We start from the raw sequence: 25,813 nt of genomic DNA, 5'->3' as shown, positions 1-25,813 counted from the left end.
CTGCCCGAGGTCGAGGTCGTCGACCGCAACAACTACGAGCAGGCCCTCGCCTCCGCCGCGACCAGCACGGAGATGATGACCTCCCTGCTGCTCGACGGGAAGGCCATCGGCTGATGCCGCGGGCGCTGGTTCTCGGGGTCAACGGCCAGGACGGCAGCTTCCTGGCCGAATCCCTGCTGCGCCGGGGCTACGCCGTGGTCGGGGCCGCCCGGGACGAGGCCAGCCGCCACGTTCCGGCCGCCCCCGGCTTCACCTACGCGCGCGCGGACCTTCAGGACGCGGCGGGTCTCGCCGGCCTGCTGGAGGAGACCGCCCCCGACGTCGTCTTCCACGTCGCCGCGGTGCATGGCTCGGCCGGCTTCGCCTACGAGCCGGTGTGGGGGGCGATGGCCGCGGTGAACACGGTGTCCCTGCACACCGTGCTGGAACACGCCCGCACCCGCAATCCGGCGCTGCGGGTGGTCTACGCCAACTCGGCCAAGATCTTCCCCGGCCCGCTGGTGGGCCGCATCGACGAGACGACGCCGTACCGGGCGACCTGCCTGTACAGCATCGGCAAGATCGCCAGCCTGGAGCTGATCCGGCACTACCGGACGCGGCACGGGATCGCCGCGGGCAACCTGTTCCTGTTCAACCATGAATCCCGGCGCCGGCCGGCCACCTACTTCCTGCCGCGCATCGCCGAGGGGCTGGACCGCGCGCTCGCCGATCCGTCCTTCCGGATGGAGGTCGAGACGCTGGACTTCCACGGCGACTGGAGCTGTGCGGCGGAGCTGATGGACATCACCGTGGACATCGCGGAGAAGGCGCCCGACACCGACTTCGTGATGGCCAGCGGGACCACGCGCACCGGACGGGAGGTGGTGGAGAGCGTTTTCGCCCATCACGGGCTGGACTGGACGCGCCACATCGGCGTCCGCCAGCCGTCGCGCGACCCCGGTCCGGCCTTCACCGTGGCGCTCGACCGGCTGGAGGCGAAGGTCGGCCGCCGGCCGCAGTCGTCCCTCATCGACATCGTCGACCGGCTTCGCCCGTCTTCCGCGCGCTGACGGCCGACGGCCGGACGCGCGCGGCGCGGCGCGGCGATAGGAGCTTACAGTGACACGCATCTTGCTCGGCCAGCTCGGCGCCAACGGCGACTGCCTGTACACGACCATTCTCGCCCGCCAGATCCGTCACGATTTTCCCGACGCCCACATCACCTGGGCGATCTCGTCCCAATGCGCCCCGGTCCTGGTCAACAACCCCCACATCGACGAGGTCTGGGAGATCCCGGTCGCGGACTGGAGCCAGCAGGAGCTGGCCTGGCGCATCTTCGAGCGCGAGGCGACCCGCCGCCTGCTGCGCCGCGAGTTCGACCATGCCGTCCTGTCGCAGATCTGGCCCAACAACTTCCAGAACTTCGACGGCACGATCCGGCCGAGCATCCTGCGCGCCTACGGCCGGCCGATCACCGTGCCGATCGAGAACGTCATCGTCCTGACCGCGGACGAGGAGCAGCGCGTCGAGGATTTCGTCCGGCGGACCGGTCTGGCGGGCCACGAGCACCGCATCCTCTTCGAATGCTCGCCCAAGAGCGGCCAGTCCTTCGTCACGCCCGACCTCGCCCAGGAGGTCGCCGAACGGGTCTACGCCCGCCTGCCCTCGGCCAGCTTCGTCTTCTCCACGCATCTGCCGATGACCATGCGGGACGCGCGGTCGCACCACGGCGGCGCGCTGTCGCTGCGGGAAAGCGCGGCGCTGACCCGCCACTGCACCCTGTTCGTCGGCGCCGGCAGCGGCGGCACCGTGGCGGCGACCTCCACCGCCGCCCGCACCCTGCCGAACATCCAGCTGCTGTCCAAGTCCCGCTCGGTGTTCGGCTGCTTCTCGCACGACTTCGACTATTGGGGCATCCCCAGCGGTCACATGCTGGACATGACCGACGAGGATCCCGACCACATCGCCCGCTGCATCGTCACCGCCTGCCTGGAGGGGATCGGCGTCGCGCGGACCGCCTTCGGAGAGACCATCCCGGTCCATTTCGACTATTACGTCGAACTGATCGAGATGTGCCTGATCCAGAAGCACCGCTACCTGGACGCCGCGCAATCGCTGCTGACCACGGTTGACCGCTACGGCTGGCACCCCCGCCTGATCGGCTTCGCCCGGGACCGCCTCCTGCCGCTGCTGTCGCACGACCCCGGCTGGATCTTCCCGCACCGCCGCCGCCTCGCCGAGACGCTCGGCGACCGGCTTTCCGAAGCGCAACTTTCCACGGCGATCGGCCAGGGATCATGATACAGGCGCTGCTCCAATACCGCCGCTACATCGTCGGCAACAGTCTGAACGACCTGAAGAACCGGTACGCGGGGACCAAGCTGGGCTTCCTGTGGAACGTGATCCATCCCTTCACCATGGTCGCGGTGATGAGCCTGGTCTTCTCGGGCATCATGCCGGTGCGGGTGAAGGGGAACTATTCCACCGAATTCAGCATGGCGCTCTACCTGACCTCGGGCCTGATCCCCTGGCTGTTCTTCACGGAATCGGTGGGCCGCGGCAGCACCGCGCTGCTGGAGAGCGCGCATTTCCTGAAGAAGCTGCCGATCCCCGAGGAGGTCTTCGTCGCCAAGGCGGCCTTCACCTCGCTCCTGTCCTTCCTGATCCTGCTGCTGATCCTCTTCACCTTCTCGATCGTGATGGGGCATCTGCCGGACCTGTCCTGGCTGGGGCTGGTCCCGGTCACGGCGCTGCTGCTGGTCATGGTCTACGGGATCGGGCTGTTCCTGGCCTGCCTGAACCTGTTCTTCCGGGACCTGGGGCAGATCGTGCCGGTGGTGCTGCAGGTGCTGATGTGGCTCGCCCCCATCCTCTACACCGAGGAGGCGGCGCCGAAGCTGCTGCGCGTGGTCTCCGTGGTCAACCCGTTCGCCCCGTTCCTGAGCGGCTTCCGGTCGATCCTGCTCTACTACACCCTGCCGGATGCCGAACTGTGGGGCATCATGGCGGCCTGGACCGTGGGCGCGGTGGCGCTCGGGGTGGTGACGATCCGCCGTGTCCGCAACGATCTGAGGGATGTGCTGTGACGTCGTCTTCGGCCATCGAGGTCGCCGGCCTCGGCAAGAACTTCAAGATCTACGACAGCGCCGGCGCCCGGATCGCCAGCTGGCTGTGGGGCGACCGCCCCGGCCGGCACAAGGACAACTGGGTCCTGCGCGGCATCGACTTCACCATCCACCGCGGGGAGTGCGTCGGCATCATCGGCCGCAACGGCTCCGGCAAGAGCACGCTGCTGAAGCTGATCACCGGCACGCTGCACCCGACGGAAGGCTCCATCCGGGTCAACGGCCGGGTGCTGGCCCTGCTGGAACTCGGCACCGGCTTCAACGTCGAGCTGACCGGCCGCCAGAACGTCGAGCTGAGCGCCGAACTGCACGGCTTCGATCCCGGCTACGCCAAGCGCCGGATGGACGACATCGAGCAGTTCGCGGACATCGGCGCCTTCTTCGACCGCCCGGTGAAGACCTACTCCTCGGGCATGTTCGTCCGCCTGGCCTTCTCGATCTTCCTGTTCATGGAGCCGGACATCCTGATCGTCGACGAGGCGCTCAGCGTCGGCGACCTGTTCTTCCAGCAGAAGTGCTTCGAGGCGATCCAGCGGATCAAGGCGCGCGGCACGACGCTGCTGTTCGTCTCGCACGACATGTCGGCCGTCCGCAACATCTGCGACCGCGCGGTCCTGCTCAACGGCGGCCGGGCCACCTTCGTCGGCGACCCGGACGAAGCGGTCATGCACTACTACCAGGCCAACACCACCCCCTCCGCCGCGGCGGGCGCCCCGTCCGCCGGACCGGAGGCCACCGCGGAGCGCGGGAGCGGGCCGGGGGCGGCGGACTCGCTGATCGACACGATCCACAAGCAGTCGATCCTGACCCGGCAGGTCCGGCTGGGGAGCGGCGGGCTGGAGATCACCGGGGCGCGCTGCTGCACCGACGCCGGCGAGGACGTGCTGGAGGTCCGCTCGACCCAGTCCCTGAACCTCTGGCTGGCCCTGCGCGCCAACGAGCGCGTCGTGGAGCCGAACGTCGGGGTGGAGATCTACGACCGCTTCAGCCAGCTCGTCTACGGCATCAGCCTGCGCAACCTCGGCCACACGCTGGATCCGATGGAGCCCGGCCAGACGCTGGTGATCCATTTCCGGCTGCGCTTCTCGCTGATGCCCGGGGAATATTCGCTGTCGCTGGCGACGGCGGAACAGCACGGGACCGACGACCAGAACGCCGGCCGCTTCCTCGACCGGCACGACAAGCTCGGCCCGATCCTGGTCTTCTGGGACGAGCCGATGCTGAAGTTCTACGGGCTGGCGGACCTGCACACGGAGTTCGACGTGTTCGAGCCGACCACCATCGACGCCGGCCGCCCCGCCACCGCCGAAGTCATCGACGCGCAGTGAGGAACCCCATGGAACATGCGCCCAGGAACGAGACGGGTTTGCAGGGCGCCGCGGATGGCGGGCCGCTGTGCGACGTGCACGGGTGGGACGCTCCCTTTCCGCTGCGCCTGACGCTGGACGGCACCGGGGTCGAGGCGCTGCGCCGGATCTGCGACGAGGAAATCGTCCTGATCGACGAGGACATCGCGCGGGACGCGATCCCCTTCCCGTCCCGCATTCCCCGCGAACGGCCGCGCTTCACCCTGTCGGTCACCCGCCTGTCCGGCCTGGCGGCGGACCGGCCGCGGCCCCAGCCGCGCCGCCGTCCCCCGGTGCCGGCCGTCGCCTGGCCCTGGTGGCGCCGGCTGCCGCTGCTGCGCTCCCTGATCGACCCGGCGCCGGCCCCCGGCATGGCGGCGGGCAAGCTCGCCGAACTGGTCCGCGCCGAGCTGGTCCGCGGGGCGGCGGGCGGCAAGCCGGTCCGCATCGTCGGGCTGGGCGAGGAGGCCGAGGCGCTGCGATCGGCGCTGGAGGCGCTCGGCGTCGAGGCGACCCGCCTCGACCCCGGCTACGGCGCCGACGCGACCTGGATCGCGGAGGGCTTCCTGCGGCGGCCGCGGCCCGGCTCCTTCCTCGACTGGTTCCGCTTGGCGGTGCCGGACGGGCTGCGGGCGACCGGCCTGATCGTGATCCTGGACGAGACGGCGGTGGCCGGCACGCTGGCCGTGATGGCCGGCCTGGGGGACGCCGTCCCCGGCATCGTCCTGCCGCTGTCCGCGGCGGAAGGCCGGCCGGACGTCGGCCCCTTCGGCGCCGGCTTCGGCCTGATCGCGCCGGCCGCCCCGCGCCACGCCCCCTTCCCGATCCGGGCGACGGAATGGCCGAAGATCTCCCTGGTCACGGTCAGCTACAACCAGGCGGACTTCCTGGAGGCCTGCCTCGATTCCGTGCTCGGCCAGGGCTATCCGAACCTTGAGTATGTGGTGATCGACGGCGGCTCGACCGACGGGTCCGTCGACATCCTGGAGCGTTACCGGCCGCACCTGTCGACGCTGGTGATCGAGCCGGACGAGGGCCAGTCCGACGCCCTCAACAAGGGCTTCGGCCGGACGACCGGCGACATCCTGAACTGGCTGTGCAGCGACGATCTGGTGGAGCCGGGCTCCTTCGCCCGGATCGCCGAGACCTTCCTCGAACACGCCCCGGATCTGGTCGTCGGCGGCTGCGTGCGCATCGGCGAGACCCGCGCGGAGGAGCTGTACCGGCACCACTGCGCCCTGCCCTTCGGCGGCCCCACGCCGCTGAGCGGCCTCGACCTCATGAAGTTCACGCAGTCCTGGCACACGGGCAACTACTTCTTCCAGCCGGAGGTCTTCTTCTCGCGGCGGATCTGGGAACTGTCCGGCGGGCTGCTGAAGCGGCACCTGTTCTACGCCATGGACTACGAGATGTGGCTGCGCATGGGGCTGGCCGGGGCGACCGCCTACCACATTCCCGACATGCTGGCCTGCAGCCGCGTCCATGCGTCACAGAAGACGCAGGCGGACAAGTTGTATATGCACCAGCTCAGGCAGATCATGGAGGAGTTCCGGGACATGGCGGTGCAGGTGGCGGTGCAGGTGCAGGCCGCGCCCGGTCCGGCTCCGGCGGCCGTCCTCTCCGGCGCGCAGCCGCAGAACAGCCCGACCTGATCCGACCACCCGCGAAACCCGATCGACGGCCCTGATCAACGGCCCTGATCGACGGCCCTGATCAACGGCCCTGATCAACGGCAGAACAAAGGAAGCGAACGTGCCGAGGCTCATGAGTATCAAGTCCGAATTGAAGGCCATGGTCCGGGAATTCTGGGGCCTGTCCAATCGGACGCGGCACATTGACGACACCATCCTGCGCCTGGATGAGGCCATCCAGCGCATCGACCGGAACGCCGGGACGCTGGAGGAGCGGGTCGCCGCGAACCTCGCCTCGGTGCTCGCCGGCCATGCCGCGCAGGTCGAGCAGGTCGAGCGGGGCCTGGCGTCGCGGCTGGACGCCATCAACACCTACGCCGCCCAGGCCGCGGGCTATGGGGCGATGGTCCATCACCACACGCTGAACCTGCTGGAAGCCTCCCTGCTGCTCAACGGCCGGATGGCCAGCCGGGCGCTGCCGTACCGCAAGCGCATCCGCAACCTGTCCGAGGTCGAGTTCAAGGTCTTCTCCCAGTGGGGCGAGGACGGCATCATCGACTGGCTGGCGGCCCACGTGCCGGTGCCCAACACCCGCTTCGTCGAGTTCGGCGTCGAGAATTTCCGCGAGGCCAACTGCCGCTTCCTTCTGATGAACCGCAACTGGCGCGGTCTGGTGATGGACGGCAGCGAGGAGCACATGCGCGCCCTGCAGGCCGAACGGCTGTACTGGATGCACTCCCTCTCCGCGGTGCCCGCCTTCATCACGGCGGAGAACATCAACGACCTGCTGGAGCAGAACGGCTTCTCCGGGCCGCTCGGCATCCTGTCGGTCGACATCGACGGCAACGACTACTGGGTCTGGAAGAACGTGACGGCCGCCGACCCGGCGATCGTCATCTGCGAGTACAACCCCATCCTGGGCGACACGCGCCCGGTCGTGGTGCCCTACGAGCCCGCCTTCACCCGCTTCGCCGCCCACCACAGCGGCCTGTATTTCGGCGCCTCGATCATGGCGCTGCGCCATCTGGCGGAACAGCGGGGGTACGAGTTCCTCGGCACGAACTCCAGCGGCATCAACGCCTTCTTCGTCCGCCGCGACCTGGCCGACTCCGTGCTGCCCTACCTGGAGGAGATCAAGGCCTTCCCGTCGCGCCACCGCGACAGCCGGGACACCGAAGGGAAGCTGAGCTACGCGACGGGCGTGGAGCGCTTCGCGCTGATCAGCGACATGCCGGTGATCGACGTCGCCACGGGCGAGACGCTGGCCCTGAAGGACATCGAGAAGCCCTACTCCGACGCCTGGCTTGCCGAGATGACCTGATGCCGCAGCCGGCGCGGCGCGTTGACGCTGTGCCGGCATCGCATCATGATGCGCGCCTGTCCCCGGCGGTCTGTCCCCGGCGGGCCGGCGTGCGTTGCGGCGGAAGACGGCCGGCGTCGGTCGCGGGCCTTCGCATTCCGGCGCGAGCGCGTCCGTCAACGGTTTCGGCCTCCCGAGGCTCGCCCTCCAGGCTCAGTTTCTCCAATCAAGGTTCCGGTCCCCATGAGTGTCACCAGCCGCCTGCTCTCGATGACCCCGATCATCGGGGCGAAGTTCCAGCGTCTCATCGGGGAGATCTCCGCGATCAGGACGGAGCTGGCCGAGCTGCGCGGCCGGAGCGACGGGCTGGCCGGCGCGGTCGAGCCGCTGAAGGAGGCCGTGTCCTCCGTTGCGGCGACACAGGCCGCCATCGGGGCGAGCATCCAGGAGAATGCCGGGCGCATCGACGCCCGGATCGGAATGCTCGCGCACCAGCTCGCCGAGGAGATGGAGCGGATGGCCGCCGGCTACGACGCCAACACGGCCCGCGTCGCCCAGCAGGAGTCGGAGGTGGCGGCGCTGCGCGCCGAGTTCGAGAAGCTTCGCGCGACGATGATGCTCGCCCTGTCCGGCGGCGCGTTGCCGGCCGCTGCGTCGGCCGGGGCGGCCGAGGTGACCGACGCGGGCAACGGCCCCGACTCCGTGTTCGAGGAGCTGACCCGGCAATGGAACGCGCTCTCTGACGCGGCCGACGGGCAGCGCACGCTCTACGCCCATGTCGCCAAGCAGTACAGCATGGTCGTCCGTGAGCGGGATGCCCTGCGTCAGCGCGCGAACACGCTGTCGGGCACGCTCCAGCAGGTCCGCCGCGAAGCGTCCGACCGCGTCGCCCTGGCCAGCGTGAACGCCCACCTGAGCGCGGCCTTCCCGGAGCGGATCCTCGCGGCCGACGGCGTCCTGCCCGTCACGGTTGTGGACGTCGGCGCGCAGATGCTGTCGTCGGAGGACCATGTCTACGCCCGCCTGCTCGCCGACGGCCGGTGCACCGTCATCGGGTTCGAACCGCTGAAGGACGCGGCCGACAAGCGCACCGACGCCGAGCCGGGCGTCCAGATGCTCAACCACTTCATCGGCAAGGGCGGCCCCGCCTCGTTCCAGGTGGCGCAGTTCGACCCGGCGTCCTCCCTGCTTGAGGCGAACCTGCCCTATCTCGGCCAGTTCTATGCCCTGGCGGACATGTGCCGCCCGGTGGAGCGGCAGACGGTCGAGACGACGCGCCTGGACGACATTGCCGAGGTCGGGGCCTGCGACTATCTCAAGATCGATGTCCAGGGCGGCGAACTGGATGTGCTCCTGGGCGCGGAACGGCTTCTGGACCGGATCCTCTTCGTCCACAGCGAGGTGGAGTTCGAGCCGGTTTACAAGGACCAGCCGCTGTTCCCGGACATCCACCGCTTCCTGCGCGACCGCGGGTTCGAATTGCTGGACCTGACCAAGTTCGGCCACTCCGGCTACGCGGCGCTTCCCGGCCAGCAGAGCCGCTCCAAGCTTCTGTGGGCGGACGCCATCTATGTGAAGACCACCGACCGGCTGGCGGCGCAGGGGGGCGGGGCGTTGCTGAAGGCCGCCTACATCGCCCACACCAACTACGGCATGTACGACTTCGCCGCGCACCTGATCGCGCGCCACGACCGGGACGCCGGGACGGATCTGCTGCAGGACTACACGGCGGTCGTCGACGGCTGAGGCGGGCCGGCTGAAACGGATCAGCTGAAACGGATCGGGAGCCCGCCCTCCGGCCTCATTCATGGTCGGGACGGGGACGCGGCGCCCCCCTTCCGTTCACTCCAGGCCGTTCCCTTCAGGCCGTTCCCTTCAGGCCGGAGGCCGCGCGCAGCAGATGGATCAGGCGCGGCGCGATGCCGGACAGGGAATAGGACCGTTCCACCTTGGCCCGCCCCGCGGCGCCCAGGCGCCGGCGCAGATCCGGGTCGGCGGCGAGCCGGCGCAGCGCGTCCATCCAGTCCTGCCGGCTTTCCGCCAGGAAGCCGTTGACCCCGTGCTCGACGATGTCGCGGTTGACGCCCACGGGGGACGCCACCACCGGCTTTCCGCAGGCCATGTACTGGATCAGCTTGTAGCCGCACTTGCCGCGCTCCCAGGGCGTGTCGTCCAGCGGCATGATCCCGATGTCGAACGCGGCGATGTGGCGGGTTTCGGTGTCCTCGCGCCAGGGATGCCGGTCGCACGCCACGCCGCCGAGCGCGCCGGGGGTGGCGCCCACCAGACAGATCCGGGCGTCCTTGCCCTCCACCATCCGGCGCAGCGGATCGGCGATCAGGCTCAGGTAATGGTCGGTGATCGGCGAGCCGATCCAGCCGATCACCGGCGGCGCGCCATCCCGCTCCGCCCCATCCCGCTCCGCTCCGTCCGGTGACGGAGAGGCGGTGTAGCGGTTGAGGTCCACCACCGTGGGCAGGATCTCGATGGACCGGGCTCCGGCCGACTCCGCGCGCCCGGCCAGATAGGCGTTGCCCACGGTCACCAGGGCGGCCCGGCTCATCACCCGGTCCAGCTTGCGGCCGAGGAGCCGGCGCACCAGGGGCCAGCGGCTGCGGTCGTAGTGGTGGAACCAGGCGTCGTCGAAATCGACGATGTAGGGCGGGGCCGACTCCAGGAACCAGCGCTCGGCCCCGTAGGGCAGCCAGGGAAGCAGTTCCTTCTCGATCCACATCAGGTCGAAATGCCGGGCCTCCATGATCCGGACGATTCGCCTGGCGTAGGCCGTGGCGATGCAATGCAGCGGGCGCGGCCGGCCGTTGTAGAGCGCCTCCAGATAGGAATCGGGGAGCAGCGGGGCCACGGAAACCGACATGCCCGCCTCGGCCAGGGCCGGCAGGAACTGGTAATGCCGGAGACGGCTACTGGGGCCCCGGGGGCTGTAGCGGGAAAGCAGCAGGATACGCATGGCCGCGGCGATGTTTCTTCCGACAATGGCATGGCGGCTGCGGTGCTGCAAACCAGGAACGGCGGATCGGGTGCGGCGTTCCCGGTTGACGATCGCCCGGGGGCCGCACGGCGGATCGCCGTTCTTGGAACGCTCAGAGCGCGACGCGGAACCGAATTCGCCCCATCTTCCTCAAAGACGCCCGACAAATCCACACGCGCATGCTGCCGGGACGACGAATTGCGAGAATCACCGCCCTTCCACGTGCAGCGGCACCCCGCCTCTATTACCGAAATGTAACGGTGACGGTCGTCCTGGATTATCGGTCTACAGCATTATCCCTAAGCGTCGACCGCCCATAGGTGGTTATCACATCGGCTGATTCCATTCGCCCCTTGCAAATTGGGGCTACCGATGGTATCGAGCCAAAGGCATGCCTTAAGGCACAAAGTTTTAGACACTTTGGCGGGGGTTCAAACAATATGACGACTTCGACCACGATTACCGGTGGCGTTACCAACGCGACCGTCGCGTCCACCCTGGCTGGCGCGGTGCTGAAGAACACCTCCCTGGTTGCGGCGACCAAGGACACCACGGCCCTTCTGTTCGACGAAACCAACCTGCCGGCGACGAAGCAGCTGAACCTGATCGCCGAAAGCAACAAGGCGGTCGTCCTGAACACCGCCGCCGCCGCGACCGTCTTCGGTGGCGCGGGCGACAACAACGTCCTCGTCGCGAACGACGCCGCCGGCACCGTTCTGCAGGCCGGCACCGGCAAGGGCCAGACCCTGGTCGGCGGCGCGGGTGGCCAGCTCCTCGGCACGGGCACCGTCGCCGGCGGTTCCGCCACCATCCTCGGCGGCACGGGCGCCGACACCGTCGTGGCCGCGGCCGGCAACAACGTGCTGACCGCCGGTGCGGGCAACAACGTCATCCTCTCCGCGGGCGGCAACAACCAGATCTTCGCGGCCGGCAACGACACCGTCTACGCGGCTGGCGGCAACGCCACCATCGGCGCCGGTACGGGCAACTCGCAGATCCTGATCACCCAGGGCAACAACCTGATCGCCGGTGGCCAGGGCAACGTCACGGTCGCCGCGGCGGCCGGCAACAACACCGTGTTCGGCGGCTCGGGCAACGCCCTGATCGCCGGTGGCGCGGGCAACGACCTGCTGGTCGGCAACACCAGCAAGACCGGCACCGCGGTGCTCGGCGGCTTCGCCGGCAACGACACCCTGGTCGGCGGCGTCGGCAACGACACGCTGTTCGGCGGTGAAGGCAACGACATCTTCGTGTTCAGCACCGTCTTCGGCGGCGGCAAGCACGTCATCGGCGACTTCAAGGCCGGCACCGACCTCATCGCGGTCCAGGGCTACGGCCTCACCGCCGCCCAGGTCGCGTCGAAGGTCACGGTGTCGGGCGGCAGCTCGGTCCTGTCGCTGTCGGACGGCACGCAGATCACGATCGCCGGCGTCACCAACCTGACCGCCAGCAACTTCGCCGTCTAATAATACCCCTGCAAAAAAGCCTACGGACCTGCCGAGCCATCGGCAGGTCCATTTTTATGCCGTTTTCCCATCGCCCTTTTCCCCACGGACGCCCCATCATGGACCGGCCCCTTTTCCGGGTTGTCCGACTGCGGGCCGCTTCAGGCGCAGCCGTGCCCTACCATTCCGGCTGATCGGCCAACGACCGTTCCCGTGAGGGGTCCTCGCACCTATGCCTTCCGCAAGACCGAACCACGATCTGCAGCGTCTGGACGGTCTTCTCGCCGACGGCCGCATCGCCGAGGCGGAAGCGGTGGCTCGCGCCCTGCTGCGCGATGAGGACAGCCACGTCCATGGGGCGGCCGGGCTTGCCCGTTGCGCCCTGGCGCGGGGCGATCTCGCCGAAGCGCTGCGCTGGGCCGAACGCAGCGCCCGCTTCGCGCCGAAGGACGTCGCGCTGAAGGCTTTCCAGGCCGCCCTGCTGATCGCGGCGGACCGGCCCGCCGAGGTGCCGCCCCTCCTGGCCGACCTTGCCGAGCGGGCGGCCACCCCCACCGCGGGCATCGCCCTGGGCCAAGCCCTGGCGCGGCTCGGCGCGATGGACCGCCTGATTCCCCTGCTCACCCGTCTGCTGCACCGCTTTCCGGTGGGCGTCGCTCCCCTGCTGGCCGACCTTGCCGACCACACGGTCCTGTCCGGCGGCGCCGTCGGCTGGGCGGCGTCCGACCTCGGCCTGCGGATCGTCGGCGCGTTGCGCCTGAACGGTGCCGACCTGGAGAACGCCGACCTGGACAACGCCGCCCTGGACAACGCCAACCGGGGCGGCGTCCTGCGAATCGCCTCCCGGCAGGGCGTGCTCCTGTCCATCGACCGGCCGTCCTTCGAGCGGCGGTTCGGCCGTCCGGACGCCGGCACGGGCCTTGTCCGCTTCACGATTCCGCTGGAGTCGTCGGCGGAGGGCGAGCCGCTGGCCATCACCCTGGACGGCGTGGAGCTTCTCGGCGCGCCGCTGCGCCCGCTGCGCCACGCCGCCGTCGAGGGGAGCGCCGTTCTGGACGGGCCGTCGCGCCTGACCGGCTGGGCCTGGTGTCCCGGCGATCCGCCGCAGCGGGTGGCGGTGCGGGTGAGCGACGCGGCCGGCCGCTCCGTGACGCTCACCACGGACCGCCCGCTGGACGAGGCGCAGTTCTACGGGATCGAGGACGGCGACTACGCCTTCACCCTCGACCTGGAGGGCAGCGGACTCGCCCCCGGCCTTCTCCGGGTCACGGCGGGTCCGGGCGACGTCCCCCTCGCCGGCAGCCCCCTGCCCTGGCCCGGTCCGGGCGGCGCGGCGCGGCGCCCGTCGCCGGTCGGCCCGCTCCCGCAGCGACCGGCGCGCCCGACGCCGGCCCTGACGCCGGCCCTGACGCCGGTCGTGGACATCGTGGTGCCGGTCTACCGCGGCCGGGAGGAGACGCTGGCCTGCCTGCGCTCCGTCTTCGCGGCCGGGGACGGCGTCCCCCACGAGATTATCGTCATCGACGACGCCAGCCCCGAACCGGATCTGGTCCGCGACCTCGCGGCACTCGCCGCCGAGGGGCGGATCACGCTGCTGCGCAACGAGCGGAACCTGGGCTTCCCGGCCACGGTCAACCGGGGCCTCGGCCTGCATCCGGACCGCGACGCCGTCCTGCTCAACGCCGACACGCTCGTCGCCGGGGACTGGCTGACGCGGCTGCGCGCGGCCGCCTGTTCGGCGCACGACGTCGGCACGGTGACGCCGCTGTCCAACGACGCGACGATCCTCAGCTACCCGTCGGGCCAGGGCCGCCCGCCCGCCCCGACCCTGGCCCCGACTCTGGCCCCGACTCTGGCCGACACGGCGGCGCTCGACCGGCTGGCCCGCTCGGTGAACGCCGGGCTGCGGGTCGATCTGCCGACGGCGGTCGGCTTCTGCGCCTACATCCGCCGCGACTGCCTGACCGAGACCGGCCTGTTCGAGGAGCGGCTGTTCGGGCGCGGCTACGGCGAGGAGAACGACTTCTGCCTGCGCGCCCGCCGGCTGGGCTGGCGCCACCTGGGGGCGGCGGACGTCTTCGTGGCGCATGTGGGCGGCCGGTCCTTCGGCCGGCAGAAGGTCATCCTGGCGGCGCGCAACGGCCGCCTGCTGGAAAGCCTGCACCCCGGATACGACGCGCTGGTCCAGGAATTCATCGCCGCCGACCCGCTGATGGCGGCGCGGCGCCGGCTGGATCTCGCCCGCTGGCTGGAGGAGGGGGAGCCTCGGCGGCCCGCCGTCCTGCTCATCACGCTGGCCGGCCGGGGCGGCGTCGCCCGCTTCGTCGCCGAACGCGTCGAGGCGCTGCGCGCCGAAGGCTGGCGGGTCCTGTGCCTCGCGCCCGAGACCGACGAGAGCGACGCGGATGACGACGACGACGACGAGAAGGACGAGACCGGGGACGCCCCCCCGCCGGAGTTGCGCTGCCGCATCGCGGTGACCGACCGGCCGGACCTCGCCGACCTGGTGTTCCGCACCCGCGCGGAGTTCGAAGAGCTGGTCGCGGCCCTGCGCCAGGCCGGGACGGCGGCGGTGGAGATCCACCATCTGCTCGGCCACGAGTCCATCGTGCTCGACCTGCCCGCGCGGCTCGGCGTGCCCTACGACATCACCGTCCACGACTACGGGCTGATCTGCCCGCGCGTGAATCTGGTGAACGGCGACGGACGCTATTGCGGGGAGCCGGATTTGGCCGCCTGCGAGCGCTGCACCGCCGACCCGGCCGACCGCTTCGACCCGGACCTGACGGTGACCGCCCTGCGGCAGCGCTCGCGCGCCCTGGTTGCCGGGGCGCGGCGGGTGACGGTGCCGACCCGCGACGTGGCCGCCCGCCTGTTCCGCCACGTCGCCCCCCGCCCGGTCGAGCTTCGGCCCTGGGAGGCGGTGGTCCCGCCGGCCGCCGCCCCGTCTCTCATGCCGCCGTCCCTCATGCCGCCGACGCGCACGCGGGACGGCCGCTGGCGCGTCTGCACCATCGGCGCGGTCGGCATCCAGAAGGGCTACGAGCTTTTGCTGGCCTGCGCCCGCGACGCCGCGGCGCGCGACCTGCCGCTGGAGTTCGTGGTGGTCGGCTTCAGCGAGGAGGACCCGCCCCTGTTCGAGACCGGGCGGGCCTTCGTGACCGGCCGCTTCACGGAGGAGGAGGCGGTCGCCCTGGTGCGGGCGCAGAACGCCCACCTCGCCTTCCTGCCCTCCATCTCGCCGGAGACCTGGTGCTACGCCCTGTCCACCGCCTGGCGGGCCGGTCTGGAGGTCGCTGCCTTCGACCTGGGGGCGCTTGCCGAACGGATCCGCGCCCAAGGCGGCGGTCATCTGCTGCCGCCCTCTCTGGACGCTGTAGCAATCAACGACGCGCTTCTGGGTATTCTTGACGCTCATACGCCCCATGGCGTAGCAATCCAGCGGCCCGTCTCCTTTCGGTCTAATGTCAGGCCACACGGTCCAGCGGAGGATTCGGACGCTCCGGATCTCCGTTGTTCAACTTTCCATTCCCGCGGGGGGTCGTCGATGATCGGTAGCGTTGCGTCCGCAGAAGCCACACAGGCCAACCAAATCAAGGCCACGGCCCAGAACCTGACCCTGGCGCCCGGCTTCTACTCCCTGCTCGTGACGGGCGGGGGCGGCGCGGCGGCTCCGGGCGAATTCCCCCTGCCCAGCGTTCAGCTTGCGGCGGGTCCGGGCAGCGCGGCCGGCGTCGGGGTGGAGATGATCGGCAGCGTGCCGGGCAACTGGCTGGCCAAGCCGGGCGACATGGTCATCATCAAGGTCACGGGCGGGACCGCCAACGTGATCCTCACCTCCTACAAGCACGTGGATCGGCCGAACGCGACCGTGTCGCTCCAGTTCGCCCGCCTCGACGACGTCCCGGCCGCCGCGCCGCAGGCTGCCCAGCCTCAAGCCGCCCAGCCTCAAGTGGCCCAGTTCCAGGCCGTTCAGCCCCAGCCCGTGCCGGTCGCCGCTCCCGTGGCGCCGGCCGCCCGTCCGCCGCGGACCGAGATCCTGGCCCACGTCCAGCGTCAGGGCGACGTGCGCTTCTCCGACGCCAATTGGGCCGGCGCCGTCGGGCAGCGGCTGTGGATCGAAGCCTTCTCCATCACCCCGGTGGAGGGCCTGTCGCCCGAGGACATCGAGTACAAGGGCCTGACCGCCAACGGCTGGGAAACCCCGTGGATCTCCGGCGGCAACATGTGCGGCAGCCGCGGGCTGGGCACGCCGCTGATCGGCTTCTCCATCCGCCTGCGCGGCGCCGCCGCGGAGCGCTTCGACATCGCCTATGAGGGTGCCTTCGTCAGCGGCTACCGCTCGCCCACCGGCCAGAACGGCAGCCCCTGCCGCTCCGACGCCATCGGCGACGCGCTGGAAGGCATCCTGCTGCGCGTGATCGAGAAGCAGGGCGCCTTCGCCCAGCCGCGCCCCTACTGATCGGGAAGTCGTTCCAGGCCGATGACACACCCCCACCCGGGTTTCGTCCCAAAGTCCGTTGGCCCAAAGTCCGTTGGCCCAGAGTCCGCCGGTCCAGCCTTCGGCGGTGCGCGAACGCCGAAGACCGTGCTGAACGTCGGTTGCGGCCCGCGCACCATCACCGTCATCGGCGGCGCCTTCCCGGCGGATGAATGGCGGGAGGTGCGGCTCGACATCGATCCCGGCGTCCATCCGGACATCGTCGCCTCGATGACCGACATGGCGGCGGTGCCCGACGGGTCGATGGACGCGGTGTGGTCGTCGCACAACCTGGAACACCTCTTCCCGCACGAGGTCCCGATGGCGCTGCGGGAGTTCCTGCGCGTCCTTCGGCCGGGCGGCCAGCTCATGCTGGCCGTTCCCGACCTCCAGGCGGTGGCGAAGCTGGTGGCGGAGGATCGCCTCGACGACGCCCTGTACCAGTCCAGCGTCGGCCCGATCACGCCGCTGGACATCATCTACGGCTACGGGGTGTCGATCGCGGCGGGCAACCATTTCATGGCCCACCGCACCGGCTTCACGCCGAAGACGCTGGGCCGGCTGCTGCAGGACGCGGGCTTCGAACCGGTCGCGATCTGGCGGCGGGACGCGGCTTACGAGCTGCAGGTCAGGGGCTTCCGTCCCCCCGCGTCGCACGACGCGCTGAGGGACCTCGGCCTTCTTCCGGACAATCCCGCGGGCTGAGGGCTCGCGCCGGCAACGGCTTATTGCGGAATCGGCGACAGGCGATGAACTACCTCTTCGTTCACCAGAACTTCCCCGGCCAGTACCAGCACATCGTCCAGCATCTGGCGGCGCAGCCGGGCAACCGGGTGGTTTTCATCTCGCACGAGAACGCCCTCCAGTTCCCCGGGGTGGAGCGCGTCGTCTACCAGCCCTTCCGCACGGCGCAGCGGACCACGCACCACTACATCCAGGAGCTGGAGCAGGCGGTCATCTACGGCCAGAGCGTCTACGAGGCCTGCCGGACCCTGAAGGCCCAGGGCTTCCGCCCCGACATCATGATCGGCCACAACGGCTGGGGCGAGACGCTGTACATGAAGGACGTCTGGCCGGACGTGCCGCTGCTCGCCTATTTCGAGTTCTTCTACCACTTGGCCGGGGCCGACATCGGCTTCGACCCGACCCTGCCGGTCACGCCCAACGACGGGCCGCGGGTGCGCACCAAGAACGTGATCAACACGCTGGGCTTCGACGCCGCCGACTGGGGCCAGACCCCGACCGGCTGGCAGTGGTCGCTCTACCCCGACTACATGCGCTCGCGCATCAGCGTCATCCACGAGGGCGTGGACACCACCATCGTCCGCCCCGAGCCCGACGCGTGGCTGCGCCTGCCGTCGGGCCTGACGCTGACCCGCCAGGACGAGGTCGTCACCTACGTCGCCCGCAACCTGGAGCCCTACCGCGGCTTCCACGTCTTCATGCGCGCCCTGCCGGCCATCCTGAAGCGGCGCCCCAAGGCGCAGGTGCTGATCGTCGGCGGCGACGAGGTCAGCTACGGCCAGGTCTCCCCGGACGGCCGCAGCTTCCGCGAGGTCATGCTGGACGAGGTGGGCCAGGACATCGACCGGGAGCGCGTGCATTTCCTCGGCAAGGTGCCCTACCCCACCTTCCTGACGATCCTGCGGATCTCCTCGGCCCACATCTACCTGACCTACCCCTTCGTCCTGTCCTGGTCCTTCCTGGAGGCCATGGCGACGGGCTGCCTGGTGATCGGCTCCTCCACCATCCCGGTCGAGGAGGTGCTGCGCGACCGGCAGAACGGCCTGCTGGTCGACTTCTTCGACGGCGAGGCCCTGGTGGACCGCATCGACGAGGTGTTCCAGCACCCCGACCGCATGCAGACCCTGCGGGACCGGGCGCGGCGGACGGTGGTCGAGAACTACGACCTGCACACCGTCACCCTGCCCCGCCACCTCGCCCTGATCGACGACCTGATCGCCGGGCGGACACCGCAGACGAGGCCGACCCCATGAGCGACTGGAGCGACGGCTACAACGCCGACATCGCCTACACCCACGGGGTCTACCGGGAGCTTTCGCCGGGCTACCTGTCCTACCTCTGCCTGCTGAACGGCATCCGGCCGCCGCGCACCGACCGGCCCTTCCGCTATTGCGAGCTGGGCTGCGGACAGGGGGTGACCCTGAACGTCCTGGCGGCGACCCATCCGCAGGGCCGGTTCGTCGGCATCGACTTCAACCCGCTGCACGTCGCGGGCGCCAGCCGGCTGGCCGAGGAGGCCGGGCTGGGCAACGTCGTGTTCCGCGAGCGCAGCTTCCAGGATTTCGCCGCCGAGGCCCCGCGCGGGGCCGCCTCCGGCGAGGGTTTCGACTTCATCACCCTGCACGGCGTCTACAGCTGGATCAGCCCGGAAAACCGCCAGGCGGTGGTGGACATCCTGGAGCGGATGCTGAACCCCGGCGGCGTCGTCTACCTCAGCTACAACACCCTGCCCGGCTGGTCGCCGCTGGTGCCGCTTCAGAAGCTGATCCTGGCGCACGCGGCCTCCAACCCGGCCCGCAGCGACCGCCAGCTCGACGCGGCGATGGCTTTCCTCACCCGGCTGAACGAGGCCGGGGCGGGCTATTTCGCGACCAACGCCGCCGCCGGCCAGCATCTGGCGGCCATGGCCGGGCAGGATCGCCGCTATCTGACCCACGAGTATCTGAACAGCCATTGGGAGCCGCTGGCCCACGCCCAGGTGGCGAAGGAGCTGGCGCGCGCCAAGCTGGGCTACGCCTGCTCGGCCAACATCCCGCACAACATCGACGATCTGTCGGTCCGTCCGGAGCTGCGCGCCATCCTGGCGGAGATCGCCGACCCCGCGCTGGTCGAGACGGTGCGCGACTTCGCGGTGAACCAGGTCTTCCGCCGCGACATCTTCGTCCGCGGCCCGGAAGCCATGTCCCGCGCCGAGATGGACGCGGAACTGCGGATGCAGCGCTTCACCCTGACGATCCCGCGGGAGAACGCCGGATTGTCGGTCCGGGTCCCGCTGGGCGAGCTGCGCCACAACCCGGACCTCGGCCTGCCGATCCTCGACGCGCTCGCCGCGGGCGCGCCCAGCCTCGCCGAGATCGCGGCGATGCCGGCGATGGCCCGGCACGACTTCGGCACGATCTCGCGCTTCGTGGCGCTGCTGGTGTCGGCCAGCCACGCCCACCCCCTGGCCGTGCCGTCCGAGGAGAGCCGCGCGGCCGCCCTCCGGCTCAACCGGGCGATCGCCCGGCGCATGCTGATCGACGAAACGCTGTTCTTCCTGGCCGCTCCGGCCATCGGGCAGGGCATCGGGGCCGACACGCTGGAGCGCCTCGTGCTGGCCAGCCTGCTGAGCGGGCAGCCGGCCGACGCGGAAGCGCTCGGCGCCTTCGTGGCGGGGCCGCTCCAGGCCTTCGGGCGGGGGATCTCCGCCGAGGACGGCACCCCGCTGGCCGATCCCGACGCCATGCGCCGCCGCCTCGCCGCCGTGCTGGCCGGCACGGTGCTGCCCCAGAGGCTGCCCCTGTGGCGGCGCCTCGGCATTCTCTGACAGGGCATTCTCTGACAGGATATGGACATGAGTTCTTCCCAAGCCGACCGCGTCCGCGACGCCTTCCTCGAAACGTCCCGGAACTTCGCGGCCTTCGCCGGGCAGGCCGACGAGGTGGCCGCCGCCGCCGGGCTGATGATCGAGGGGCTGCGCGCCGGCGGCAAGGTGCTGTTCTGCGGCAACGGCGGTTCGGCCGCCGACGCCCAGCACCTCGCGGCCGAACTCACCGGGCGCTACCTGCGGGACCGGCCGCCCCTGGCGGCGGTGGCCCTGACGGTCGACACCTCCGCCCTGACGGCCATCGCCAACGACTATTCCTACGACGAGGTGTTCGCGCGGCAGGTGCGCGGCCTCGGCCGGGCGGGCGACGTGCTGGTCGGCATCTCCACCAGCGGCAACAGCCGCAACGTCGTCGCCGCCCTGGAGGCCGCGCGCGCGCTCGGCCTGCGCACCATCGGCCTGACGGGTGCCGCCGGCGGGCGGATGAAGGAACTGTGCGACGTCTGCCTGTGCGTGCCGTCCACCGACACGCCGCGCATCCAGGAAATGCACATCGCCGCCGGCCACATGCTGTGCGAGCTGGTGGAGAACGCGCTGTTCTGACCCGAGTGGTCCTGACGGGCGGCGTCAGCCGCCCAGCGTTCCGGCCACCTCGTCGGCGATGGCGAGGCAGGAGGTCAGGCCCGGCGATTCCATGCCGAACAGGTTGACCAGGCCGGGCACGCCGTGCGCCTGCGGCCCCTGGATCAGGAAGTCGGCCTGCGGCTGGCCGGGGCCGCTCAGCTTGGGGCGCACGCCGGAATAGGCCGGCACCAGCGCGCCGTCGGGCAGGCCCGGCCAGTAGCGCCGCACCTCGCCGTAGAAGCCGTCGGCGCGCTTCGGGTCCACCGCATAGTCGATCCGGTCGTGCTGGTCCGGGGACAGCCATTCCACGTCCGGGCCGAAGCGGGCCTGCCCGGCGAGGTCCAGCGTCAGGTGGACGCCCAGGCCCCCCTCCACCGGCACCGGGTAGACCAGCCGCGCGAAGGGCGAGCGGCCCTGGCCCAGCGCGTAGTAATTGCCCTTGGCCAGCACGCGCGGCGGGATCCGGTCGGCCGGGAAGCCCTCCAGCCCGCGCGCCACGCCCCAGGCGCCCAGGCCCGCGGCGTTGACCAGCGTGGTGCAGGCGATGCGCATCGGCTCCGCCCCGCCGACCTCCAGCTCGAAGCCGTCCGCCGTGCGGTGGGCGCGCTCCAGCGGGCTCAGCAGGGCCAGCATGGCGCCGGCCTCCTCCGCGTCGCCCTGCAGGGCCAGCATCAGCCCGTGGCTGTCGATGATCCCGGTGGAGGGCGAGACCAGCGCGCCGACGCAGCGCAGGTTGGGCTCCAGCGCCACGGCCTCGGCGGCGGAGATCGCATACAGGTCGTCCACCCCGTTGGCGGCGGCCTGCGCCTTGATGGCGTCCAGCTTGGGCAGCTGGGCCTCCTCGGTGGCGACGATCAGCTTGCCGATGCGCTTGTGCTCCACCCCATGCGCGGCGCAGTAGGCGTAGAGCGCGTCCCGCCCGGCCACGCACAGCCGCGCCCGCAGGCTGCCGGTGGGGTAGTAGATGCCGGCGTGGATGACTTCCGAGTTGCGCGAGCTGGTGCCGGTGCCGATGGCGTCCGCCGCCTCCAGGATCACCACCTCGTGCCCGGCGCGGGCCAGCCGCCGGGCCACGGCCAGCCCGATCACCCCGGCTCCGACCACCACGCAGTCCACCCGCTCCATCGCTCCCCTCCGGTCATTCATGGGACGCCCAACAAGGCCCCCAAACCACCCCCCTAAGCAAGCGGCCGCGTCGGACCACCCACAATTCGCCTGCAATTTGGTGGTGGTTGCGGCGGCCTCCTCCCCCCGCGAGGCGTTCCCTTCGCGCGGACGCCGCCGTCGTCCTTAGCCAGTTCAGGCCGGCCGTCCATTCCAAATCGGGCCGCGGTCCCCTCGGCACCACTCCCTTCTTTCCCGGCGTGCGGCGGAGCTACGTCCCCACGGGAGAATGACTTCTCCGAATTCAGCACAGACACTCCCGATGACTTAGCTTTTCGAAGAAGCGTGTCCTTATGGCTCATAACTCTCAAGACTAAATTGTAGATACGCCAAATCATCCTGAGTTGAAGAAGCACTTGTCTTCCCGCGACATTTTTCAGGATATTGGCGATGAGCGCTCCCGATACCACGTTTCCTGTGTCCGCGATTCCCGCAAGCGGAAGCATTGAAATCGATTCATTGATGTCGGGATACCGGTGGGGGGCGAACGCCAATCCCGGCGACGGGATCGCGCTGACCTACTCCTTCGGCTCCGTCGGGACCTCGGTGTACCGGGCCGACTACGCGACGCCGGATCCGGGCAGCGCCTGGACCCTGTCCGGCACGGCCCAGGCCGCCATCCGCAAGGCGATCGGCACCTGGACGGCGGTGGCGAACATCTCCTGCACCGAGGTGGCCGACACAGGCTCCAGCTGCGGCGACATCCGCATCGCGGGGAGCGGCCAGCCGCCGGTCGCCTACACGATCATGGGCTACGCCGACCTGCCCGAGGGCGGGGACGTCTGGTTCGGCAACAGCTTCGCCGACCCGTCCGTGTCGTGGGCTCCGGGGGGCTACGCCTATCTCACGACCGTGCACGAGATCGGGCACGCGCTGGGGCTGAAGCACACGCACGACGAGTCCGGGTCCTTTCCGGACGCCCCGACGAACATCGACAGCCAGCTCTTCTCCGTGATGAGCTACCGGTCCTACGCCGGGGCTCCGGTGAACATGGGCTACTGGCAGGACCGCTTCGCCACCACGCCGATGGTGGACGACATCGCGGCCATCCAATACCTCTACGGCGCCAACATGGCGACCAACGCCGGGGATACCTTCTATTCCTGGGCGCCCGGACAGGCGATCTTCGAAACCATCTGGGACGGCGGCGGCAACGACACCATCAGCTGGTGGAACCAGACGAGCGACGCCCGCATCGACCTCCGCCCCGGCCATTACAGCGACCTGGGACCGGCCTGGACGTCCGGGTTCCTGCTGGAGTCCCGGACGCTCGGCATCGCCTACAACTGCTGGATCGAGAACGCGACCGGCGGGTCGGGCGACGACGTGCTGATCGGCAACGACCGGGACAATTTCCTGGCCGGCGGGGCCGGCGACGACACCCTGACGGGCGGGGCCGGCAACGACACGCTGGACGGCGGGGACGGCGAGGACACGGCCGTCTTCGAACAGCCCGCCGCCGCCTACAGCATCCTGCACACCGGCGCGGACGAGGTGACCGTGAGCGGCCCGCAGGGCACCGCGGTGCTGCGCAGCGTCGAGCATCTGTCCTTCGGCGATACGTCGCTGATGCTGAACCCGGACGCCACGCCCGGAACGCCGGCCGGCGTCTTCTTCGCCGTCGCGAACAGCGCGTCGGGCAAAGGCCTGCTTCAGGAGGCCGCCGTCTATTCCGGCCCGGTGCAGCACCTCCAATGGCAGCTGATCGGCAGCAACGACGGCGAGGCCATCGTCGGCAGCGCCGGCAACGACTTCATCAACAGCCTGGGCGGCATGGACGCCGTCGACGGCGGCGCCGGCGACGACGTGCTCGACGGCGGCACGGGGTCCAACTTCCTCACCGGCGGCGCCGGGCACGACACCTTCTTCCTCGATGGCCGGACCGGGGAGCCGGTCTGGTCCACCGTGACGGACCTGGAAGCGGGGGAGATGATCACCGTCTGGGGCTGGCAGCCGGGCGCCTCGACCCTGACCTGGGACGAGATGAACGGGGCCGATGGCTTCAAGGGAGCCACGGCCCACGTCGACCTGGACGGCGACGGCCGGATCGACGCCAGCCTGACGTTGAGCGGCAAGTCCGTCGGGTCGCTGATGACGTCGCCCGGCACGGTGAACGACACCAGCTATTTGGCGCTCTGGCTGAAGTAACGGACGGGCGGCGGGGGTTGGCCTGCGCCGCGTCGGTCCGGCTGCGGATTCTCCCGCCGGATCGTCCGCCTGCATTGCCCAATCGAAACGGCCCCGCTACTCTCCCGTGCCGCTCATTTCCGGGGAACCGCCGCCCGTGTCCGTGTCCAACGCCGCCATCTATTTCCACCCGGAAGGTTATGAAACCGCGCGGGCCGACCTGAAGGGACGCCATGTCGCGGGCGAGTCCTTCCTCATCGGCTTCTTCCGGCATTCCGGGCTGGACGGCTTCGCCTGCCACTCCGACGGGCCGGAGCAGGCGCGCCTGTTCGCGGACCTCGCCGCCCGCCACGCGCCGGGGCGGCGGGTGACGCTGTACCCGACCGCCGAGCCGTCGCGGCTGGCCAACGTGGGCTGCCTGTTCGTGCCGGGACCGGGGATCGACCAGTACGCCTGGCGCCGCCGGTCGCGCGACCAGCGGGGCTACAGCCTGTGCGGCGTCACCCACACCACCGCGGAATCGCCGCATGTCCTGGGCGCCCTTGCGACCGCGCCGGTGCAGCCGTGGGACGCGGTGATCTGCACCTCCCAGGCGGCGCGCGCCTCGGTGGAGGCCGTTCTGCACCCCTACGCGGAGTATCTGCGCGACCGGCTGGGCGCCGCCGAGGTGCCGCTGCCGCACCTGCCGGTGATCCCGTTGGGCGTGGACACGGAATCCTTCCGCTTCGACGCCGCCACCCGCGCCGCCGAGCGCGCGGCGCTCGGCATCGGCGACGAGGACATCGTGGTGCTGTTCGTCGGCCGCCTCAGCTTCCACGCCAAGGCGCACCCCATCCCCATGTACATGGCGCTGGAGCGGACCGCGCGGCGGACGGGCAAGCGGATCCATCTGGTCCAGGCCGGCTGGTTCGGCAACGACGCCATCGCCGCCGCCTTCATCGAGGGGGCCAAGCGCTACTGCCCGAGCGTCAACGCCATCTTCCTGGACGGCCGCAAGCCGGCCGTGCGGACCCGCATCTGGGCCGCCGCCGACCTGTTTACCTCGCTGGTGGACAACGTGCAGGAAACCTTCGGCATCACCCCGATCGAGGCCATGGCCGCCGGGCTGCCCTGCGTCGTGACGGACTGGGACGGCTACCGCGAGACGGTGCGCCACGGGGTGGACGGCTTCCGCGTGCCGACCGTCCTGCCGCCGCCGGGGGCCGGCGCCGACTTCGCCGACCGCTACGCCGCCGGCCTCGACACCTACGACTACTACATCGCCCGCACCTCGCAGGTCACCGCCGTCGATGTCGAGGCGGCGGCCGAGGCCTTCACGCGGCTGGCCATGGACGCCGGGCTGCGCCGGCGGATGGGCGAGGAAGGACGCGCCCGCGCCACCGCCCTGTTCGACTGGAAGGCGATCATCCCGCAGTATCTGGACGTCTGGCGCCAGCTTGCCGACATCCGCCGGCGCGCGGAGGAACGCGCCCCGCGCCGGTCCGGCACCGACGGCAACCCGCTGCACCCCGACCCGTTGCGCATGTTCGAGGCCTACCCGACGCGCATGCTGGAACCGGGCATGCGGCTGGTGCGCGCCGGCGGCGCCAGCCGCGCGGCGCTGGGGGAAGCCCTGGCGATCCTGCACGCCGACCCCACGAACTCCACGGTGCGCGGCACCCTCTCGCCGCCCGCCGACCTCGCCCTGGCGCTCGACGCGCTGGAACCGCCCGGCCGCACCGTGGCCGAACTGGCGGCGCTCCTTCCACCGGAGCGCCAGTTGCTGCTGGTGCGCAGCCTCGTGCACCTGATGAAGTTCGACCTCGTGCGCCCGGTTGAAGCGTTGTGGACGACGATGTCCTAAGTTGTGCACTGTCGAGGCGGTGACTTATCCTTGCGAGACAAAAGGGATTGCGCTAAAGAGCAAGCACATTCCATCCGTTTTACGCCAAGCGCCATAGGCCTTGGCCCGGCGATCGAAAAGGGGGCGTCTTGCATCCGCGTTATCGTCAGACGTGCCGCGTGTGCGGTTCGACCAAGCTGAAGCCGGTGATCGACCTCGGCGACCAGTATC

17 protein-coding genes are annotated in these 25,813 nt (G+C 70.3%); 15 read left to right on the top strand and 2 right to left on the bottom strand.

Annotation, left to right across the window (positions count from 1 at the left end; translation table 11 throughout):
* The first annotated feature begins 113 nt into the window (after positions 1 to 113).
* From ACSVC7_RS30800 to ACSVC7_RS30770, 7 genes are all read left to right on the top strand, one after another.
* Positions 114 to 1,049: a GDP-mannose 4,6-dehydratase gene (locus ACSVC7_RS30800; RefSeq protein ID WP_448208342.1), complete on the top strand. Its 936-nt coding sequence runs from the start codon at positions 114 to 116 to the stop codon at positions 1,047 to 1,049.
* 49 nt (positions 1,050 to 1,098) lie between these two features.
* The gene (locus ACSVC7_RS30795) at positions 1,099 to 2,280 is read left to right on the top strand and encodes a glycosyltransferase family 9 protein (RefSeq protein ID WP_448208341.1); all 1,182 of its coding nucleotides are present in this window, start codon (positions 1,099 to 1,101) and stop codon (positions 2,278 to 2,280) included.
* Positions 2,277 to 3,065, top strand: coding sequence for an ABC transporter permease (locus ACSVC7_RS30790; protein WP_448208340.1), 789 nt, complete (start codon positions 2,277 to 2,279; stop codon positions 3,063 to 3,065). The genes ACSVC7_RS30795 and ACSVC7_RS30790 overlap by 4 nt, the downstream gene beginning before the upstream one ends.
* On the top strand, positions 3,062 to 4,432 hold the full coding sequence (locus ACSVC7_RS30785) for an ABC transporter ATP-binding protein (RefSeq protein ID WP_448208339.1): 1,371 nt from the start codon (positions 3,062 to 3,064) through the stop codon (positions 4,430 to 4,432). The genes ACSVC7_RS30790 and ACSVC7_RS30785 overlap by 4 nt, the downstream gene beginning before the upstream one ends.
* A gap of 8 nt (positions 4,433 to 4,440) precedes the next feature.
* Complete coding sequence (locus ACSVC7_RS30780; protein ID WP_448208338.1) at positions 4,441 to 6,102, top strand: glycosyltransferase family 2 protein; 1,662 nt, start codon at positions 4,441 to 4,443, stop codon at positions 6,100 to 6,102.
* 112 nt (positions 6,103 to 6,214) lie between these two features.
* The gene (locus tag ACSVC7_RS30775) at positions 6,215 to 7,402 is read left to right on the top strand and encodes a hypothetical protein (protein ID WP_448208337.1); all 1,188 of its coding nucleotides are present in this window, start codon (positions 6,215 to 6,217) and stop codon (positions 7,400 to 7,402) included.
* Positions 7,403 to 7,624: 222 nt separating this feature from the next.
* The gene (locus ACSVC7_RS30770) at positions 7,625 to 9,127 is read left to right on the top strand and encodes an FkbM family methyltransferase (protein ID WP_448208336.1); all 1,503 of its coding nucleotides are present in this window, start codon (positions 7,625 to 7,627) and stop codon (positions 9,125 to 9,127) included.
* 115 nt (positions 9,128 to 9,242) lie between these two features.
* Here ACSVC7_RS30770 and ACSVC7_RS30765 read toward each other — a convergent pair whose 3' ends face one another.
* Positions 9,243 to 10,256, bottom strand: coding sequence for a glycosyltransferase family 4 protein (locus ACSVC7_RS30765; RefSeq protein WP_448208335.1), 1,014 nt, complete (start codon positions 10,254 to 10,256; stop codon positions 9,243 to 9,245).
* Positions 10,257 to 10,810: 554 nt separating this feature from the next.
* Here ACSVC7_RS30765 and ACSVC7_RS30760 point away from each other — a divergent pair.
* The 6 genes from ACSVC7_RS30760 (at position 10,811) to gmhA (ending at position 20,448) form a co-directional block, all read left to right on the top strand.
* Positions 10,811 to 11,836, top strand: coding sequence for a calcium-binding protein (locus ACSVC7_RS30760; RefSeq protein WP_448208334.1), 1,026 nt, complete (start codon positions 10,811 to 10,813; stop codon positions 11,834 to 11,836).
* 211 nt (positions 11,837 to 12,047) lie between these two features.
* Positions 12,048 to 16,277, top strand: a complete 4,230-nt coding sequence (locus ACSVC7_RS30755) for a glycosyltransferase (RefSeq protein WP_448208333.1) — start codon at positions 12,048 to 12,050, stop codon at positions 16,275 to 16,277.
* Positions 16,278 to 16,298: 21 nt separating this feature from the next.
* Positions 16,299 to 17,000 (top strand): class I SAM-dependent methyltransferase, encoded by a 702-nt coding sequence (locus ACSVC7_RS30750; RefSeq protein WP_448208332.1) that lies wholly within the window; start codon positions 16,299 to 16,301, stop codon positions 16,998 to 17,000.
* 44 nt (positions 17,001 to 17,044) lie between these two features.
* Positions 17,045 to 18,292 carry a glycosyltransferase family 4 protein gene (locus ACSVC7_RS30745; protein WP_448208331.1) on the top strand — a complete coding sequence of 416 codons (1,248 nt, stop codon included), beginning with the start codon at positions 17,045 to 17,047 and terminating at the stop codon, positions 18,290 to 18,292.
* Positions 18,289 to 19,845 carry a methyltransferase regulatory domain-containing protein gene (locus ACSVC7_RS30740; RefSeq protein WP_483509035.1) on the top strand — a complete coding sequence of 519 codons (1,557 nt, stop codon included), beginning with the start codon at positions 18,289 to 18,291 and terminating at the stop codon, positions 19,843 to 19,845. The genes ACSVC7_RS30745 and ACSVC7_RS30740 overlap by 4 nt, the downstream gene beginning before the upstream one ends.
* Before the next feature lie 27 nt (positions 19,846 to 19,872).
* On the top strand, positions 19,873 to 20,448 hold the full coding sequence (gmhA, locus tag ACSVC7_RS30735; protein ID WP_448208329.1) for a D-sedoheptulose 7-phosphate isomerase: 576 nt from the start codon (positions 19,873 to 19,875) through the stop codon (positions 20,446 to 20,448).
* 24 nt (positions 20,449 to 20,472) lie between these two features.
* Here gmhA and ACSVC7_RS30730 read toward each other — a convergent pair whose 3' ends face one another.
* Positions 20,473 to 21,594, bottom strand: a complete 1,122-nt coding sequence (locus ACSVC7_RS30730) for an NAD(P)/FAD-dependent oxidoreductase (protein ID WP_448208328.1) — start codon at positions 21,592 to 21,594, stop codon at positions 20,473 to 20,475.
* 501 nt (positions 21,595 to 22,095) lie between these two features.
* Between ACSVC7_RS30730 and ACSVC7_RS30725 the strand changes: the two genes are divergently transcribed.
* The gene (locus tag ACSVC7_RS30725) at positions 22,096 to 23,781 is read left to right on the top strand and encodes a M10 family metallopeptidase (RefSeq protein ID WP_448208327.1); all 1,686 of its coding nucleotides are present in this window, start codon (positions 22,096 to 22,098) and stop codon (positions 23,779 to 23,781) included.
* A gap of 136 nt (positions 23,782 to 23,917) precedes the next feature.
* A complete protein-coding gene (locus ACSVC7_RS30720) occupies positions 23,918 to 25,603 on the top strand; it encodes a glycosyltransferase family 4 protein (protein ID WP_448208326.1) in 1,686 nt (561 codons plus the stop codon).
* The last annotated feature ends 210 nt before the right edge of the window (positions 25,604 to 25,813 follow it).

It is taken from the genome of Azospirillum mesophilum (genome assembly GCF_053470405.2).
This window is presented reverse-complemented; position numbering and strand designations above follow the sequence as displayed.